The sequence below is a fragment of the Halodesulfurarchaeum sp. HSR-GB genome (genome assembly GCF_031432215.1).
Lineage (GTDB): Archaea > Halobacteriota > Halobacteria > Halobacteriales > Halobacteriaceae > Halodesulfurarchaeum.
In genome coordinates, this window is sequence record NZ_JAVKGN010000001.1 from 1,106,914 (window position 1) to 1,123,868 (window position 16,955).

Sequence of the window (16,955 nt, forward strand, 5' to 3'; positions counted from 1 at the left end):
GCGAACGAACATGCAGGGTCAACAGCAGCAGGCCTACGACCGTGGGATCACCATCTTCTCCCCGGACGGACGGCTCTACCAGGTCGAGTACGCACGTGAAGCGGTCAAACGAGGCACTCCCTCTGTCGGCGTTCGAACCGAGGAGGGCGTCGTCCTCGCGGTGGACAAACGCTCGCGTTCGGAGCTCATGGAGCCCGATTCCATCGAGAAGCTTCACAAGGTCGCCGATCACGTCGGCATCGCCAGCGCCGGTCACGTGGCCGACGCACGCCGACTGATCGACTTCGCCCGTCGCCGTGCGCAGGTCGAGGAACTGCGCTACGAGGAGCCAGTCGGCGTCGAGGTCCTCACCAAAGCCGTGACCGACAACATCCAGCAGTACACCCAGATGGGCGGCGTGCGCCCGTTCGGGGCCGCTCTGCTGATCGGTGGGGTCTCCGACGGGGAACCCCACCTCTTCGAGACCGATCCCAGTGGCACGCCGAACGAGTGGAAAGCCGTCGCCATCGGCGCGGATCGCTCGGACATCCAGGACTATCTGGAAGAGCACTGGACGGCCGAGCTCACCCTGGATGAGGGGATCGAACTGGCCCTGGGCGCACTCTCCCACATCCGGGACGAACCGCTTTCGGCCGGTGAACTGGCCCTGGCCGCTATCGAGACGGAGACGGAGGCCTACCGTCGCCTCGCGGAGGCGGAGATCGCCGATCACCTGGAGGCCGTGGCGGAGGAAGAATGAACGTCGAGGACCCCTACGAGCCCGAACTGGGGTCGCTGCCCGAGTGGGAGTCGGCCGGTGCGGACACCAAACACACCGAGACCGGGACCACCTCGATCGGCGTCACTACCGCTGATTCGGTCGTGATCGCGACCGATCGGCGGGCAAGTCTCGGCGGCCGGGTCGTCTCGAACAAGAACGTGACCAAAGTCGAGCAGGTACACGACACTGCGGCGCTGACCATGGTCGGCTCCGTTGGGGGCGCCCAGTCGTTCATCCGCTCGATCCGCGCCGAGGCGAACCTCTATGAGGCACGCCGGGACAAGCCGATGAAGATCGACGCCCTGGCAACCCTCGCCTCGAATTTCCTCCGTGGTGGGCCCTTCTTCATGATCAACCCCATCCTCGGTGGCGTGGATGACACCGGGCCACACGTCTACAGTATCGACCCGGCTGGGGGGCTCAGCGAGGACGAGTACGTCGTGACCGGCAGCGGCATGCAGTTCGCGATGGGTGTGCTCGAACAGGAGTACCGCGAAGATCTCTCCCACGAGGAAGGAATCGAGATCGCGGCCCGTGCCGTCCAGAGCGCGAGCGAGCGGGATACGGCCAGCGGCAACGGTATCACCATCGCCGAGGTCACGACCGAGGGCGTGGAGATCCACGAACACGAGGATATCGACGACGTCCTCGGTGGGGCCTAACGGACCGGTTCGTCCCGCAAGAGGACTGCAAACACTTTCTTCTGGGCCGTTCGCAGATGCTGGAGGAAGGTTGATTGGGAGATCGCCATCGTCTCGGCGATCTCCTCGCCGGAGTTCTCCCGGGGCCAGTCGAAGAACCCAGCGATGAAAGCCGTATGCAACGCCTCCCGCTGTCGATCGGTCAGTGACTCTTCGATGGTCGTCCGGACTTCCTCGGCGGTTGGCGTCGGACGCTCGGTCTCGCGTCGGGCCCGGAGTTCGATCGACGGATGATCGGTCTGGAGCCCCTCGATCACGGCCCGGACGTTCGCGTTCGGCGAGAGGTGGACTGTCAACCGGGCGCGACCGTCGGCGGCCTCGATGTGTCGGAGGTCGCCCCCCGCCTCACCGATCGGTCGTGCGAGGGTGGACTCCTGTACCTCGAAGCGAACCTGTAGCTCGGCATCGTCCTCGGTGAGGATGTCGACGGTTTCCAGGCTGGGGGTCCCGGCTACGTATTCCCGTATCGATTCGGGTTGGAGTCCCGTGACCGTGAAGTACTGGACGAGCGTGTCGCCCGTTCCGGGGGTCATCCAGGTGAGTTCCATCGATCCCCCGTCCGCTGTCAGGGCTACCGGGAAGTACGATGGGTCGGTCACCTGGAACTCGATCTCGGTTACACTGTCCGTCAGGAGTGCCTCCTTGCTCTCGACGGCGTTGATCGCGTACCCGATCGTCTCGCCCAGTTCGGCGAAGACGGCCGTTTCGATGTCCTCGAAAGCGTCACCCGCCTCGGTCCCGATACAGAGCACGCCGTACTGGCGGTCGCCGTAGGTGAGCGGGATGGCGACGGTCGCCCGGTATCCCCGATCGAGCCACGGGTCACACCAGTCGGCCTCGGGGTCCGCACAGGTGCTGATCTGGACGGTTCCGGTCCGGGCCGCCGTCCGAAGCGGGTCCGAGCCCTCGAGGTCGTTGATGGCCGCGATGAGGTCCTCCATGTCAGTGTCGTCGATTCCGGCTTTTGTCCGGGGACGGAGGATCTCGGCGTCGACGGCCTGATCGGAGAGACAGGCGAAGGCGTACTGGTCCGAGTTGGCGAACTGCTCGACGACGGCGGTCTCGATGTCCGCCCGGCTATCGGCCTCTACCAGTTCGCGATTGATGTCCCTGAGGACCTCGTTCGTCCGGTTCAGCGTCGCCAGGCGCTCTTTCTGCTCGGTAATCTGCTCCTTGCGTTCCCGCCGGTCGGTGATGTCGGTGTCGACGGCCACGTATTTCTCCACGGCCCCCGAGTCACCGACGATGGGTGCGATCGTCATATCGACCCAGACCTCCTCGCCGGATTTTCGCTCGTTGACGATCTGCCCCTCCCAGATCGAACCCGCCTCGATCGTCTCCCACATCCCCCGGTAGAAGGCTGGATCGTGGTATCCCGACTTCCACATCGAGGGGTCACGCCCGATGACCTCACCCCGCGTGTATCCGGTGACCGACTCGACGGCGCGGTTCGCGTAAGTGATCGTGCCGTCGGGTTCAGTGATGAAAATCGCGTGGCCCGCGTGTTCGATGGCCTTCTCGAAGGTCCGGAGGCGGTCGTTGGTCGCCTGGATCGTCTCCCTGATCGCTTGCTCCTGTTCGACGTACTCCGAGAGGTAGTAGACAGTCAGCACGGCGAGCACGCTGACGACCAGCCCGGGCAGTTCGTCGATGCCGGAGGTTCCGGTCTGGTAGCTCAAGATCTGTCTTGATGCCATCAGGCCCAACATTAACGTGAAGAACCCGAACCGTCGGTCCTCGACCTGATACAACAGGTAGACCGAGTACCCCAGTCCGATAAGCCGGAGTCCGATCGAGGTCAGGATGACGAGGCCGTCAAGCGGGAACACGTGTACTGCACGCGACTTGAGCCGCCGAGAGTATAGGCGCGTCGACTCCGGTCCAATATCTATTGGCCCGTTCTTTTTAAGGCAGCGAAACCCCTCACGCTGAACCTATCTATATTGGTCGACCGCTCAGGGGCCTGGATCCCGATGATTACTCTGTATGCACTCACTGACTGACCCACGTCGAACCGACACGCGACCGCCGGGAGGGTCGCGATGAGCGTCGACGGCGCTCCGGGGGTACCCGACCTGGATCGGGCCCGGATGGACGAGATGGTAGAGGCCGAGCGGGCGGATCCCGAGGAGACGCTGGCCGAGGTCGAGTACTCGACGGAGCTTGGCCTGGCCATGGCCGAGGACGCCAAGCGAGTCTCCAGGGGGTCACTTTCGAGCGAGTCCTTCTGGGCGGCGTACGACGAGCAGGCCAGAGCCGTGTTCGGGGCGGAGTATACTGAGACCCCGAACCCGGCCGTGGACAAGGGTGGGAGTTGCCAGACCATCGACGAGCCGGCGGCTGCCCAGCTCTCCTGTTCGGTGGACTCGATGGACGCCGTCGCTGAACAGATCGAGACTCCGGAAAACGGGGACGTTCGGTGGGGCATGGTGATCGACCTGCAGAAGTGTGTCGGCTGTGACTCGTGTACGGTCGCCTGCAAGGCGGAGAACCGCACACCGCCCGGGGTCACCTACAACGTCGTCATGGAGGAGGAGCACGGGGAGTTCCCCAACACGACCCGGACGAACATCCCCCGCCCCTGCATGCAGTGTGAGAAGCCCTCCTGTGTCCAGGTCTGCCCGGTCAGCGCGACATACAAGATGGAGAACGGGATCGTCAACATCGATTACGATCGCTGTATCGGCTGTCGGTACTGTATGATCGCGTGCCCGTATGGGGCCCGATACCTCGACTTCGGCGGGAGTTACGACGACGAAGTCATGGGGGCCGGTGAAGTGACCAGTCCGGAGTACGGCGTCGATCGAGGGCCCCGCGAGGAGGGCGAATCGCCGATGGCCAACGCCCGGAAGTGTAGCTTCTGCTATCACCGGCTGGGGCGGGGCGAGGAACCCGCCTGCGTGGAGACATGCATCGGCGACGCCCGGAACTTCGGGGACCTGAACGATCCGGACAGCGAGGTCTCCCGGATGGCTGATTCCACCCGGGCAACACAGCTGAAAGAGCACACGGGCAACGACCCGAACGTGTACTACCTCAAGTGACAATGGCGACTGCAAGCTCTCTTCCGAACTTCAATCCGGGTTTCGAAGACAACCGCATCCGGATCGCGTGGTACGGCCTGCTGGTCCTCACGCTCCTGGTCGGTGCATACGCGACCTACCAGCGCATCGTCGGGGGCATGGCGACCACGAATCTCACCTCGATCACCCCGTGGGGGGCCTGGGTGGCATTCTACATCTACTTCATCGGGCTCTCGGCGGGCGCCTTCCTCGTGAGCACCCTCGCGAACGTCTTCGAGATGGAGGGGATGGAGAAGATCGATCGCGACGCGCTGTTCGCGGCGATCATCGCCATGGTCGTCGCGATGTTGTTCGTCTGGATCGACCTCGGCCGGATGGAGCGGATGTACTTCCCCTTCATCTGGCGACAGCTCACCTCGGCACTGTCCTGGGAAGTGCACGCCTACGTGGCCTACATCGGCGTGTTGACTGCCGAACTGTACTTCTCGATGCGGGCTGATCTGGTCCGGGTCTCGAATCACGCGTCCGGACTGCGGGGACGAATCGCCGGACTGCTCACGCTGGGCCGCACCAGCCTGAGTGAGAGTGCCATCCAGACCGACCGCTCGTGGCTCAAACGCATCGGCATCCTCGGGATTCCCCTGGCCATCTTCTTCGTCCACGGCGGGACGGGGATCCTCTTCGCCGGCGTGAAAGCCCGGGCCTACTGGAACAGTGGCCTCTTCCCGGTCATCTTCGTCGTTTCGGCCCTGCTCTCCGGGACCGCACTGGTCATGGCCGTCTATGTGTTGCGCCGGAAGCTCTTCGAGGGAAAACCGGTCGATTTGGACCTCCTCGACCGGCTTGGTCAGTTGTTGCTCGGCTTCGTGCTGATCGATGCGGCCTTCACCGCAATCGAGGCCCTGATCGGCGTGATGTCGCTTGAAGGCGCGCACTTGAGCGCGTGGCTCACGATCGCCCTGGGCAAGATGGCCTGGTCGTTCTGGATCGTGATGGTCGGACTGGGGTGGGTGGTACCCCTCATCCTGACGAGCCGTCGGTCCTGGCGGCGCCGGCCGATGTTGATGGTGATCGCCGGACTCTCGGTCGTCATCGGGATCGTCGGTGTCCGGTTCAACATCGTCGTCCCACCGCTGGTGAACCCGGTCATGGAGGGACTCCCAGCCGGTGATTATCTGCCGTCGCTCACCGAGTGGGCCACGAGCTTCGGAATCGTCGCCGTCGGGCTCCTGATCTATACGCTCGGCGCTGAAGTACTGCCGTTGACCCCGCTAACTGAGGAGGATAACTCATGAGCACAGACGACCGACCCGATGACGAACCGAACGTGTCACGGCGCGAATTCGTGAAGGCGGCTGGCGGCTTCACCGCGCTGTCCGCCGGTGGCGCGGCCGGCGAACTGGACTTCTCGTCGCTGTTCGAGGACGAGACCCAGCACTACGTGGGTACCGACTACGACGAGTACGACGCGAGTGACGTCATCCACACGACCTGTGGGCAGTGCAATACGTTCTGCCCGATCAAGGTCCGACTGGACGACGGCGGAGCCACGAACTCCACCTACACCTCGCTGGTCCGAAAGCTCGCTGGCAACCCCTACTCGTTTTTGAACACCCAGCCCTTCGCGCAGGTGCCCTACGACAGCGACTTCACCTCCGTCGCCACCGGCGACCTGGCGGGGACCGGCGACGTCTCGACGGACCGCTGGTCGCTCAACGCGGGTCGGATGTGCCTGAAGGGACAGGCTGGCATCCAGACGGCCTTCGATTCCTATCGGGTCCGGAAGCCGATGAAACGCGTCGGCGAACGGGGTAGTGACACCTGGAAGACCATCTCGTGGGACCAGGCGATCCAGGAGATCGTCCACGGCGACGAGGACCTCGGCCATCGCGGCCTCGCTGAGATGTGGGACTACGTCCCCGAGGAGCAGGTCATGGCCGACAGGGAACAGCTCAGCGACGCCGAATTCGAGGCCAAGTACGAGGACAAACTGATCGATACGGACATCCCGGAACTCGGACCTACGGCCAACCAGATCGTCGACGTCGGTGGGTTCCGACGGTTCTTGATCCGGGCGCGGATGTTCCAGGGCTCGTTGGGGACGATCAACAGCCACCATCACGCCGGCGTCTGTGGCTTCTCCTCTGTCCTCGGGAACGTCAGGTCACACGCGAACACGAAAAAGCGCCAGTACCCGGACATCGAGAACACGGAGTACCTGCTGGTCTGGGGCACCAACCCGATGGTCTCGAACAAGGGCCCGACCTGGCTGGCCCCGAAACTCACGAACGCGATCGAATCCGGCATGCGCATGGACGTGGTCGATCCCCGGATGTCCAAGACCGCAGAGAAGGCAGACACCTGGGTCCCGGTCAAGCCGGGGGCTGACGGCGCGCTGGCGATGGGGATGGTCCGGTGGATCCTCGAACACGAGCGGTACGACGAGGACTATCTGACCAATCCCGCCGACGGCCCCGCGGGAGCGGACGGCGAGACCACCTTCAGCGACGCCACCCACCTCGTGATCACCGACGGCGATCCGACCACCACTCCGAAGGCAAAGACCAAAGCGGCCGAGGCGCTGGGCGTCGAGGGCGATCGAGCCGTCCTGGACGCGAAGACCGGCGAGGCTGTCCCGGCTGGCGAGGCCGAGACGGGCACACTGGCGGTCGATACGACCATCGAGGGAACGTCGGTCAAGAGTGTCTTCACGCTCTACCGGGAGCGGGTCTTCGAACACAGCCTCGAGGAGTACGCCGAGATGGCCGGGGTCCCGGCATCCCAGATCGAGACCATCGCCGACGAGTTCACGAGCCACGGCAAGCGGGCCGCGATCATGCAGTATCGCGGGCCGTCGATGCACACGAACGGCTTCTACAACACCCGGGCCATCGCGACGCTGCAGCACCTCATCGGCAACTTTGACTGGAAAGGCGGCCAGATCACGCCGTACGCGAGCTATGGCACCATGGGCGGCCGCTATCAGCTGGGGAACGTCCCGGATGGCCGCACGCCCTGGGGGCTGCCGATCACCCGGGCGCTCCACAACGCCGAGGACTTCGAGGGCACCCGACTGTTCCCGGACGAGGACGGTGATCCCTACCCCGCGGAACGTCCCTGGTTCCGCCTCGCCCCCCAGCATCAGGTTCAGGAGATCTACCACAGCGCCCAGGACGAGTATCCCTACTCCATCAACGCGCTGTTCCTGCGGACCTACTCCGAGAACCACGTCATGGCGGCGGCTGGTGGGGACAACATTACCGACGCGTTGCGGGACGAGGACGCCATCGAACTCCTGGTGGCCTTCGACACCGTCATCGGCGAGATGAGCGAGAACGCCGATTACATCCTCCCCGAGCCGACCTACCTGGAGCGGTGGGAGAACTTCGGCACCTACCCGAACAAGCGCCTGGCGGACGACAAGATCAGCCACCCGGCCGTGAGGGTGTTGCCCGACACGAAGCTCTCCGAGCAGGTCCTCATCGACCTGCTGAAGGAGTTGGAGACGACGACTGGCGAATCCATGCCAGGTGTCGGCGAGGACGCGATCATCGACCAGAACGGGGACACCTGGCCACTTCACGATCCGGAGGACTTCTACCTCAAGATGACCGCGAACCTGGCCTTCCAGACCAAGACACTCGATCCGGATCGCGCCGCCCTCGAGCAGAGCAACTCACTCCCGCCGGGACTGGACCGCGAGAGTTTCCCCTACGAGGAAAGTCCCGTGCCGGACGCCGCCGACGACGAACTACAGGCCTTCCGGGAGGCCCACGAGACGGGCCTCGGCGAGTTCTTCGATTACGAGGAGTGGAAGGGGAAGGTCAAACCCGAGGAGTGGCGGAAGGTCGTCACCGTTCTCAACCGTGGTGGCCGCTTCGAGGAGCCGATCCCGAACTACGCCGAGGCCTTCGAGAAGCACGGCTTCGATTACGATTATGCCGAGCGGTACGACCCCTCGAACGCCTACGTGGGGGACAAGATGCGGTACCGCCTCGACGGCGAGGTGACCTTCTTCAACGAGATCATGCCCGTGGGGAAAGACGCCTACGACGGGACCCACTTCGACCCGCTCCCGAAGGTTACCGACGTGACACACTTCAACGGCGACGTCCTCACGCCAGTCACGAGTGACACCGAGCCAGAGCGTCCGCTTCATCTCATCAACTGGAAACCACGAACCCAGGGGATGACACGGACCCAGAACGCCCCCTGGCTCCGGGAGACACGCCCCGAAAATCCGGTCTGGATAAACCCCGACGACGCCGACCCCCGGGGCATCGAGAACGGCGATGCAATCGAAATCGACGCCGGACGGAAGACAGTCGAGGGAATCGCGATGGTCACGGAGGGCATCCGGCCAGGCGTCGTCGGCACCATGTGGGGCTGGGGTCGACACGGCGACGGCGCAATGGAACGAACCGTCGACGACGAAGCGATTGCCCCGGCCAACGACCGCTATGGCCACTCCCCTTACGAGTTCGACACGCCGATGAAGGAGGAGGCCGGGTACGCGAAGGGACGGGACGCCGGCTTCGCTGTCAACCACCTCGCGCCGGTCGACACGACAACCGGCGACGTTGGACCGTCTGACCCGATCGGTGGCGCACAGTCACAATATGACACCCACGTGGAGATCACCCGGCGTGAGCAATGAGCGAGGCGACTGTCGCCACCGAGTTCGCTCGGGCCCGCGCGGATCTCTACGATCTGCTCTCACGGGCCTTCGACGGGGACACCGAGGCGCTTGCGGAGGCCCTGGAGACCGGGGTCTTCGGGGATTTCGCCGCGGTCCTGCCGGGGGCCCCTGACACGGCGGCGCTGACGCGGACAGACCTCGACCAGGACGCCCTCCAGGTCGGCTACGATAACCTCTTTGTCGTGCCGGGTCCCTACTATGTGCCGCCCTTCGCCTCGGGCCACGCGACGGAGCCGAGTGAGGCCTACGACTCGGACGCGGCGTACCACGAGGTCGGGACCGCCGGGGAACTCTTCGGCGATCCGGCCGAGTCAGTCGCCACGCTCTACGACCGCGCGAACTTCACCCCAGAACGCGGTGAGGGGATCCCGGATCACGTCGCCGCGGAGTTCGAGTTCATGGCCCGCCTCGCTGCGCGGCAGGCTACCGGCGACCCCCAGGCGAGCGAGGAACTGCTCGCGGTTCAGGGGGAGATGATCGAACACCTCGCGTGGCTCGCGGACTTCTCCGAGGCGGTTGGCTCGGTCGACGACGCTGAAGGGGTGTACGCGGCAGTCTGCTCGTTCGCGAACGCCTTCGTCGCCTGGGATCGTGAACAGTTCGACGCGACAGAATACTGAGGCGCTCGGGGCTAGACAGCGCGCGTCGCCGCGCTACTTTCTGTCCCGTGGATAGGGACGGAGCAGCGTGAGTTCCACGGTCGAGTCCGTGACGTCGATGGAGCCGCCCCACTGTTCGAGCAACGCGTGGACCGGGCCGAGTTCGAGGTCCGGCCGCTCAGCCTCGGTCGCCCGCCCGGTCAACTGCTCGCTGACCGCTGCCGGGAGCGCCGGCCCGTTGTCGCTAATCTCGACGATCGCCCGTGGCCCCTCGGTCGCAACCTGAATCCGAATCTCGGGGTCGCTCGAATCGTTGTACAGGACGAGTTGTTTCAGAATCGTCTCGATGATGTCCACGAGGGTCGTCGCCTCCGCAAACACGGTCAGTTCGGGGACCGCCTCCCGGTCGACTTTCATCGCCGGATAGGTCACTTGCAGATTCCGCGCGGCCGTCTCGATGACTCTGGAGAGCGTCGCTGTCGTGCCTAGTGGCAGGCTAACAAAAGCCCAGGATGCGAGGCGACCGACTACCGGCAGGTGGAACGTCGCCGGCCGCAGCAGGGCGCCGTGTGTCGTGTCGGTATCTCGGTCCGTCGCGCCCGGAATCGGGCCCGCGCCCAGTTCACGGGTCACGACGGCCTGTCGCTCTCGCTTGCGTCGTTCGACCTGGAGCCGCCGCCCCAGGACCCCCACCGCGAGCACCGCGAGCAGGTTCACACTCGTCTCGAAGACCTCGCCCAGGACGTTCCCGAGCGGGTCCGCCCCGGTGAGCAGCAGCCAGACCTCCGTCGCCTGGTGGGCGCCCATGAGCCCAAACAAAAGCGAGGCGATCAGGAACCGCCGTTCCCGGACGATCGCGCCCCAGATTGTCAGGACGAACCCGCCCGCGAGCACCGTGAGGGGCAGGACGGTGAACGCGACCACGGCAAGTGGATCGGCGGCCATTACTGGCGGGTTGGCCGGCCGGCCTCAAAGGTGCGTGGATGTGTCAGACCCGCTCGATGGTCACGTGGTCCCGGGTGATCGCCGCAACTTCCCCGTCGATCGAGGCGTGCTGTGGGTTGCTGATGCCCTCCGGGGCCGGCTCGGCGATCAGGTCCCCCTGCTCGACCCGCTCGCCAGGGACCACGACAGGCCGACTCCGCGTGACCAGGCCCTCGAGGCGTTCGTTCGTGAGCAGGGGAATCCGGACGGTGTCGGGCTCGATCCGCTCCGGCTCGGTCTCGAAGGTACGACTCTTCCAGGCCTGGGGGCCGAGAATGTTGATCCGGCCGCCGCCCAGCGTGTTCTCCGCGGCCAGGCTCTCGTCGACGATTAGCAGGCAGTTCGTCCGCTTGCGGACGCCGAAATCCGCCGGGCGGTCCTCGATCTCGAAGCTCCAGCCCGGCCCCCCGTCCGCGAGGATTTCGCTCTCGCCGGGGCCGCCTGGCCGGCCCGCCTGGGCCAGCAGTTCGGTCGCCGGCGTCCCGATCGGCACGTCGAGAAACCGGTGCCGCGGGGTGTCACCATCCACGTGGACCAGTTTGCGCGTCACGGGTCGTTGTGCTGCGAGGGCCCGGTACACGTTGTACATCGACTCGGTGTTCTGGACGAGCCAGCCGTGATCCAGGGGCAGGTCCGAGCCGATGGTGACCCCCGCGACTTCCCGCAGGAGGACACTCTCCATCCCGTACTCGTACCGATCCGGCGTGCAGGCGATGACGACAGACGGGGCCGTATCGACGTCGATGGGAAGTTCGTCCGGTGTCAGCACGGCGGCGTCGAGTTGTTCTTCGAGAGCCCCCAGCCAGACCCCCCGGTAGGCTTCTTTGGTCCCGATGACGACTGTCGAGATCCCCGTTTCGAGCAGCCAGCCGATCAACGCGGCGAGTTCGTCGGCGTGCTCCCGGCCGAGATGCCTGTCTTTGAGGAAGTTCGGCTCGCTCTCCTGGTGGTTGATCATGACCGCGTCCACGTCGTCGAATCGTTCCCACTTCGCGTAGGCGGGAAAGCCGGCCCCACCGGCGCCGGCCACCCCTGCCGATCGAATGCGGGACACGAGATCGTCCGGGGTGACGTCCGCGAGTGGTTCGTCTGCATCTGTCATATGTTAATATACGAACTAGTCTGTGATAAACGTCCACGTAGGGGCACGTTTCGAGCCGCCGCTGTTCGACGCTGTGAACCGAGAAAACGGAACCCGAAGTTAGTCCCGGGAGCCCACGCTCGGGCGGGTGTGCTCGGAGCCCGTCCCGCGCTTGAGCATGCCGCGGCCCCGGTCACCGGCCGTGGTCAGCCCGCGCATGGCGCGGTTTTTGTGGGCGTCGTCACAGATCCAGTTCAGGTCGTCGTCGTTCTCGATTGCGGGGTGGTTCGGATCCAGGAGGATCACTTCGAACCACTTCTGGCTGCCGTCCTCGCCGACCCAGTAGGAGTTGAGGACTCGCAGGTTGATGAACTTCCGCGTCGCCCGCTCCTCGGCGATGCGCTTGAGGTTCTTCTTGCGACCCAGTCGGTTGACGCCGGTGCGCTTCGAGCGCCGGCCGGCCGTGAACCGGGACTTGCGAGCGCCGCCCTTGCGCACGCTGACGCGTGCCAGGACGACCCCCTGCTTTGCCTTGTAGCCCAGGTCCCGGGCCTTGTCGAGGCGGGTCGGGCGCTCGATGCGCTCGATGGCGCCCTGCGATCGCCAGTCCTGTTTGCGCTGCCACTGTAGCTCGGCGAGTTTCCCGTCGTCGGGGTCCCGCCAGGCCTCCTTGATGTACGAGTAGGCGCTTCGTGTCATGGTTACCCGCGGGCGTTGGTGGTTCAACCCTCTCGGGTCACATCCCGTCCCGATGTCTCGGGAGCCCACTGGTGCCCGCCGTCCAGCGAGTTATCGACACTCCGCCGTGTACCCCCAAAAGGACTTCGAAACCCCGGCTACCCGCGACTGACCTGAAACTCGATCGAGCGATCCCGCTCGAAGGTGATCGGCGTCGCGTCTGGGCCGGGCCGGGAGAGCAGTGTCGCCGACTCGGTCCCCGCTGGAACGGCAAAGACGACGTACCCCCGGGCTGTCTCACCGGAATCGAGGACGACCGGTGGCTGCCCGACCGCCCCCTGGAGATACTGCGGACCGGACCGCTTGTCGCCGGTTGCAACTGCGAAGTCCCGCTCCCGGAGGACCTGTGTCGTTTCGGTCGGATTCGTCGCGTTGAACTGGACGACGAGAAACGCCGTATCGTTGTCCGGCTCGAATCGGGTCCCGTTCGGGCCCACGACCGCCTCCTGGGTTCTGGCGTCCCACTCAACCCCGACCGAGGCGTTCTCGGCCTGGGTAAACGAGACGGCGGTCACGCTGAACCCGCCCCCACCGAGTCCGAGATCCGGTCCCGGAAGCCCCCCGAGGACACCCGTCAGGAGCCCACCTACCAGCAGGACGACCAGGAAGAGCGCCCCGACGCCGAGGAGTCGTTTCCCGCCGACACTCGGGGTCGGCAGATCGACCGTGGGAAGCGACGGGCGGCCGACGGCCGGGAGCAGTCCGAGGAGCCGGCTCGACAGACTCTGTGAGGTGTACTCCGCGAGCAGGTCCTCGAAGCCCTCGGCCGAGGCGGTCTCCTCGACGACGCTCGGATCGACCAGGTGCAGGCCGTTGTCCCTGGCGACCTGGTGGGCCGCGTCGGTGAACGTGCCCTGGGTCGCCGCGACCGGTACGTCGAGAGATTTCTGCTCCCGGAGGGTTTCCAGGGCCCGGACTGCCTCGGCGTCGACTGGCTCTTGACCGGGGAACACCAGAATGAGACCGCGAGTCCCATCCGGCTGATCGCCCGCGACCAGGAACTGCTCGCCGCGCTCGGTGATCTCGGTTTGCCAGTCCCGGCGTTCCCAGATGGTCGCGAGGAACTGTGCGAACTCGTGGCCCGAAAGCTCCTGGACCATCTCAGGTCACCGCCTCCCGGGGACAGGCTGCCATCCCCTGGGACTGCACCCGCGCGGGTAATAAAACATGTCTCACCGATCGGCCCGCTTGTCGGCCACGTTACTGGTCGTAGAGCCCTTTGACCCGGTCGAGCGTGTCCACATCGCTCACGCCGAGGTCGTCCCGGAACCCGACGAACCGCGGGAAGCGAAGCGCATACCCCGAGTCGTACTCGGGGGAGGCCTGGATCTCCTCGAATTCGACCTCCAGGACGAGTTCCGGGTCGAGGACCACGTCCCGGCCCTCGGTCTCGACGATCAGTGGCTCCAGTCGCTCGGTGACGGTGGCGAGTTCCTCGTCGGTAAAACCCGTCGAGAGCCGGCCGACCTCCTTGAATTCGCCGCTCGCGTCTCGACAGCCCAGGTAGAGCCGCCCGAGCTGGTTCGACCGCCGCCCCTCGCTGTAGGTCGCCCGGGTGACCACCAGATCGAGGGTCTCCAGTGTGGGCTTTACCTTCATCATATAGCCCACCCGGTTCCCGGGCTGGTAGGTCGCCGCCGGGTTCTTCACCATGATGCCCTCCTGGCCCGCCGCTAACGCGTCCTCGTAGAGGGCTTCGATGGCCGCCGGGTCCTCGCTCATGCAGTTTCGGGCCCGTTCGATCTCCTGGGTGGACTCCGCGAGAACCGATTCGAGCCGGTCGAGCCGTTGCGTGAGCGGGGCCTCAAGTAGCGACTCCTCGACGTACATCGCGTCGAAGAGCAGCAGGGTTACTGGGATCTCCGTTTTCGTGGCCTGCAGGTCGTACTTGCGCTTGATGCGCTTCGAGAGGGTCTGGAACGGAAGGGTCCCGCCCGTTTCGGGATCGTACCCCACGATCTCGCCCTCCAGAATTGCCTGTTCGGCGTCGACGTGCTCCTGGACGGCCGCGACCACGTCCGGGAACTGTGCCGTGACGTCGGCCAGCCGGCGGGTAAAGACCGTGACGTCCGCTCCGTCGACGTGGACCTGGGCTCGCATCCCGTCGTACTTGTACTCCGCGAGGACGGGCCCATCGGGGGCGACACGGTCCATTCCCGTGCGCACCGATTCGGCCTTCTCAGCGAGCATCACGGCGATCGGGCGGCCGACCTGGATTTCGAGTTCCCTCAGTCCTTCCACACCCGAATCGCGGGCGACCGCTGCCACCCGCCGAAAGTCGTTCGTGACCTGGTAGGCCCGCTCGACGGCCGCCACGTCGGCCTCGCTCCCCCCGAGGAAGGCCTGGGCGATCGCGTCCCTGATCGTCCCCGCCCCGACGCCGATACGGAGGTTTTCGAGGACGGTCCGGACGAGGTACTGGGCCGTCTCGGGCTCGGCGTCGGAGAGCAGGACGGCGATCGCATCGATTTTTCGCTCCTGGCTTCCCGCCCCATCGTAGGCCGCGATGTCTTCGAGGGTCTCCTGAACCCCCTCGACGGTCAGGGACTGGCCGAAGAGGGTCTGTTGCCGGTCGTTTTCGATCGCTCTCGCGGCCGCGCTCCCCAGGTCGCCGGTCTCGCGCCACCACTCCTCGATCTGTGCCTCGCTGTGGCCGGTCGCCTTCGCGATGGCCGTTCTGGTCAGACTCGAGGAGACGCCCAGATCCCGATCGTCCCAGGCCACGAAGGGCCGGCCCTGGAGGAGGGTGACGAGCAACTCGACGGTCTCGGGTCGCGCTGTCAGCGTGTGTGCGATCAGCGCAGTCTGTTCCGTGTTCGCTTCGGTCGCTGAAAGCTCCGCGTACAACTCCACCAGGCGGCCGTACTCCATTGGCCGGCCGTTGGGGGCCGTGGGGGATAAGCCTTCGAAAAGCCCGGCAGACACTTTCTTTGTCGGGCCCGCCGAAGGCAAGCCAATGGCTATCACCGACCTGCTTCTCGGGGCCGTGTTGCTCGGCTTGCTCTTCGTGATCGGACTCCTCTTTCAGGTCCGGCGGACCGTCGCCGAATCAGAATCAGGCGTCGAGACCGACCAGCTGACCGCCGCGCTCTCACAGAGTCTCTCCTCGATGGAATTCGGCGAAACTGTCTCGCGGATCGAGGACCGGGCGGGAAAGATCGAGTCCCTCCATGATGACTTCGACCGGCTGTTGCGGGCCCCTCGCGAACGCGGGGAGTTCGGCGAGGTCCAACTGGAGGTCATGCTCTCCGATCACCTCCACCCGGGGATGTACGGGATCAGAGAGCAGGTCGTCGGCTCGAAGACCCCAGACGCACACGTCGAAACGCCCGACGGAATCGTGGCGATCGATTCGAAGTTCCCGCTGGATCGTTACGAGCAGTTCCTCCAGGCAGAGGATCCCGAGCAAAAACGGGCGCACAAGCGGGCCTTCCGTGATGCCGTGGAATCTCAACTGGCGAAGATCGAACGCGATTACGTCGATCCCAGTGCGGGCACCACTGACTTTGCCTTTGCCTACATTCCCTCGGAGAGTGTTTACTACCACCTGATCACCGAGGAGTACGACCTGCTGCGGGAGTACACCAAACGTGGCGTGCAGGTGGTCTCGCCGCTAACCCTGGGGCACAAACTCGAACTGCTCAAGACCGGGGCGCAGGCCCAGAAGCTCTCCGAGGAGGCCGAGGCGGTGCTCGATCACCTGGCTCAGCTGGGCGATCGTTTCGAGTCCGTCGAGGACGAGTGGAGCACTCATAAACGACACGTGGACAATGCGGCCAAGCGTGCGGACGACGTGGACCGGGCGCTGAGCCGGGTGCGTGATGCCTTCGACCGGATCGATCGGCCGGATGGGACCCTCTCCGTGACCGAGGACTAGCCCGTGAACTCTCGCCAGTGGGTGATCGTCCAGTAGGCCAGGCCGCTCCCGATCAGCCCCGCCGCGAGGAGATACAGGATGAAATCCGGTTGGAAGACCGCTCCCGGGTTGGAGACGGCATACGCTAGGCCCTCGCCGGTCAGCGTGACCACGACGAACACGGTTACGGTCACCCCGATCGTCGCCATGAGCACCTGGCTCCCCTCGATCCGGGGCCGTTCCAGGACGAACAGGGCACTCACGAAGCCGATGGCCATCAGGACCACGTAGTACGGAAATCGGGCGCTAAATCCCTCGACGCCGCCCATCGTGAGCGAGAGCGCACCCAGAAACGAAGCGGTGAGGACGAGTGTCGAGCCGAGGATCGGCCCGAGCACCCGCAGGAGGGGCTGTCGGGAGAGCCAGTCTGGACCCCGTTGCATGCTCGAAGTCTCTTTGCGCCCCGGGAAAAGTGTACTGACACCGATCGCCGCCCCGCGGCAACTATTTACCC

The 16,955-nt window shown here is 65.2% G+C and carries 14 protein-coding genes; 7 read left to right on the forward strand and 7 right to left on the reverse strand.

Annotated elements, in window-relative coordinates:
• The first annotated feature begins 10 nt into the window (after window positions 1-10).
• Together psmA and psmB are read left to right on the forward strand one after the other, a co-directional pair.
• Window positions 11-739 (forward strand): archaeal proteasome endopeptidase complex subunit alpha, encoded by a 729-nt coding sequence (gene psmA, locus RH831_RS05820; protein ID WP_310553297.1) that lies wholly within the window; start codon window positions 11-13, stop codon window positions 737-739.
• Window positions 736-1,422 (forward strand): archaeal proteasome endopeptidase complex subunit beta, encoded by a 687-nt coding sequence (gene psmB / locus RH831_RS05825; RefSeq protein ID WP_310553298.1) that lies wholly within the window; start codon window positions 736-738, stop codon window positions 1,420-1,422. The genes psmA and psmB overlap by 4 nt, the downstream gene beginning before the upstream one ends.
• Here the strand turns inward: psmB and RH831_RS05830 are convergent.
• Entirely contained in the window at window positions 1,419-3,290 is a 1,872-nt protein-coding gene (locus tag RH831_RS05830) for a bacterio-opsin activator domain-containing protein (RefSeq protein WP_310553299.1), read from the reverse strand. The genes psmB and RH831_RS05830 overlap by 4 nt on opposite strands.
• Window positions 3,291-3,503: 213 nt before the next feature.
• On the opposite strand from RH831_RS05830, the gene RH831_RS05835 reads away from it, so the two are divergent.
• Genes RH831_RS05835 through RH831_RS05850 form a run of 4 tightly spaced genes read left to right on the forward strand, consistent with a single transcriptional unit; the run spans window position 3,504 to window position 9,803 of the window.
• Entirely contained in the window at window positions 3,504-4,505 is a 1,002-nt protein-coding gene (locus RH831_RS05835; protein WP_310553300.1) for a 4Fe-4S dicluster domain-containing protein, read from the forward strand.
• A 2-nt stretch (window positions 4,506-4,507) separates the two neighbouring features.
• Window positions 4,508-5,779 (forward strand): NrfD/PsrC family molybdoenzyme membrane anchor subunit, encoded by a 1,272-nt coding sequence (gene nrfD, locus RH831_RS05840; RefSeq protein WP_310553301.1) that lies wholly within the window; start codon window positions 4,508-4,510, stop codon window positions 5,777-5,779.
• Window positions 5,776-9,141: a molybdopterin-dependent oxidoreductase gene (locus RH831_RS05845; RefSeq protein WP_310553302.1), complete on the forward strand. Its 3,366-nt coding sequence runs from the start codon at window positions 5,776-5,778 to the stop codon at window positions 9,139-9,141. Before nrfD ends, RH831_RS05845 begins: the two co-directional genes overlap by 4 nt.
• Window positions 9,138-9,803, forward strand: a complete 666-nt coding sequence (locus RH831_RS05850; RefSeq protein ID WP_310553303.1) for a molecular chaperone TorD family protein — start codon at window positions 9,138-9,140, stop codon at window positions 9,801-9,803. The genes RH831_RS05845 and RH831_RS05850 overlap by 4 nt, the downstream gene beginning before the upstream one ends.
• Window positions 9,804-9,836: 33 nt before the next feature.
• On the opposite strand, the gene RH831_RS05855 is transcribed toward RH831_RS05850, so the two are convergent.
• The 5 genes from RH831_RS05855 to RH831_RS05875 all read right to left on the reverse strand — a co-directional run bounded on the left by RH831_RS05855 (window position 9,837) and on the right by RH831_RS05875 (window position 15,456).
• Complete coding sequence (locus tag RH831_RS05855; protein WP_310553304.1) at window positions 9,837-10,727, reverse strand: hypothetical protein; 891 nt, start codon at window positions 10,725-10,727, stop codon at window positions 9,837-9,839.
• Window positions 10,728-10,770: 43 nt separating this feature from the next.
• Window positions 10,771-11,868 (reverse strand): hypothetical protein, encoded by a 1,098-nt coding sequence (locus tag RH831_RS05860; protein WP_310553305.1) that lies wholly within the window; start codon window positions 11,866-11,868, stop codon window positions 10,771-10,773.
• A gap of 99 nt (window positions 11,869-11,967) precedes the next feature.
• A complete protein-coding gene (locus tag RH831_RS05865) occupies window positions 11,968-12,546 on the reverse strand; it encodes a 50S ribosomal protein L15e (protein ID WP_310553306.1) in 579 nt (192 codons plus the stop codon).
• A 137-nt stretch (window positions 12,547-12,683) separates the two neighbouring features.
• The gene (locus RH831_RS05870) at window positions 12,684-13,685 is read right to left on the reverse strand and encodes a restriction endonuclease (RefSeq protein WP_310553307.1); all 1,002 of its coding nucleotides are present in this window, start codon (window positions 13,683-13,685) and stop codon (window positions 12,684-12,686) included.
• A gap of 100 nt (window positions 13,686-13,785) precedes the next feature.
• On the reverse strand, window positions 13,786-15,456 hold the full coding sequence (locus RH831_RS05875) for an ATP-dependent DNA ligase (RefSeq protein ID WP_310553308.1): 1,671 nt from the start codon (window positions 15,454-15,456) through the stop codon (window positions 13,786-13,788).
• Window positions 15,457-15,541: 85 nt separating this feature from the next.
• Here RH831_RS05875 and rmuC point away from each other — a divergent pair, with 85 nt between their 5' ends.
• Window positions 15,542-16,462: a DNA recombination protein RmuC gene (gene rmuC / locus RH831_RS05880; RefSeq protein ID WP_310553309.1), complete on the forward strand. Its 921-nt coding sequence runs from the start codon at window positions 15,542-15,544 to the stop codon at window positions 16,460-16,462.
• Here the strand turns inward: rmuC and RH831_RS05885 are convergent.
• Window positions 16,459-16,884, reverse strand: coding sequence for a hypothetical protein (locus RH831_RS05885; protein WP_070365364.1), 426 nt, complete (start codon window positions 16,882-16,884; stop codon window positions 16,459-16,461). The two genes, rmuC and RH831_RS05885, sit on opposite strands and share 4 nt — an antisense overlap.
• Window positions 16,885-16,955 lie beyond the last annotated feature (71 nt).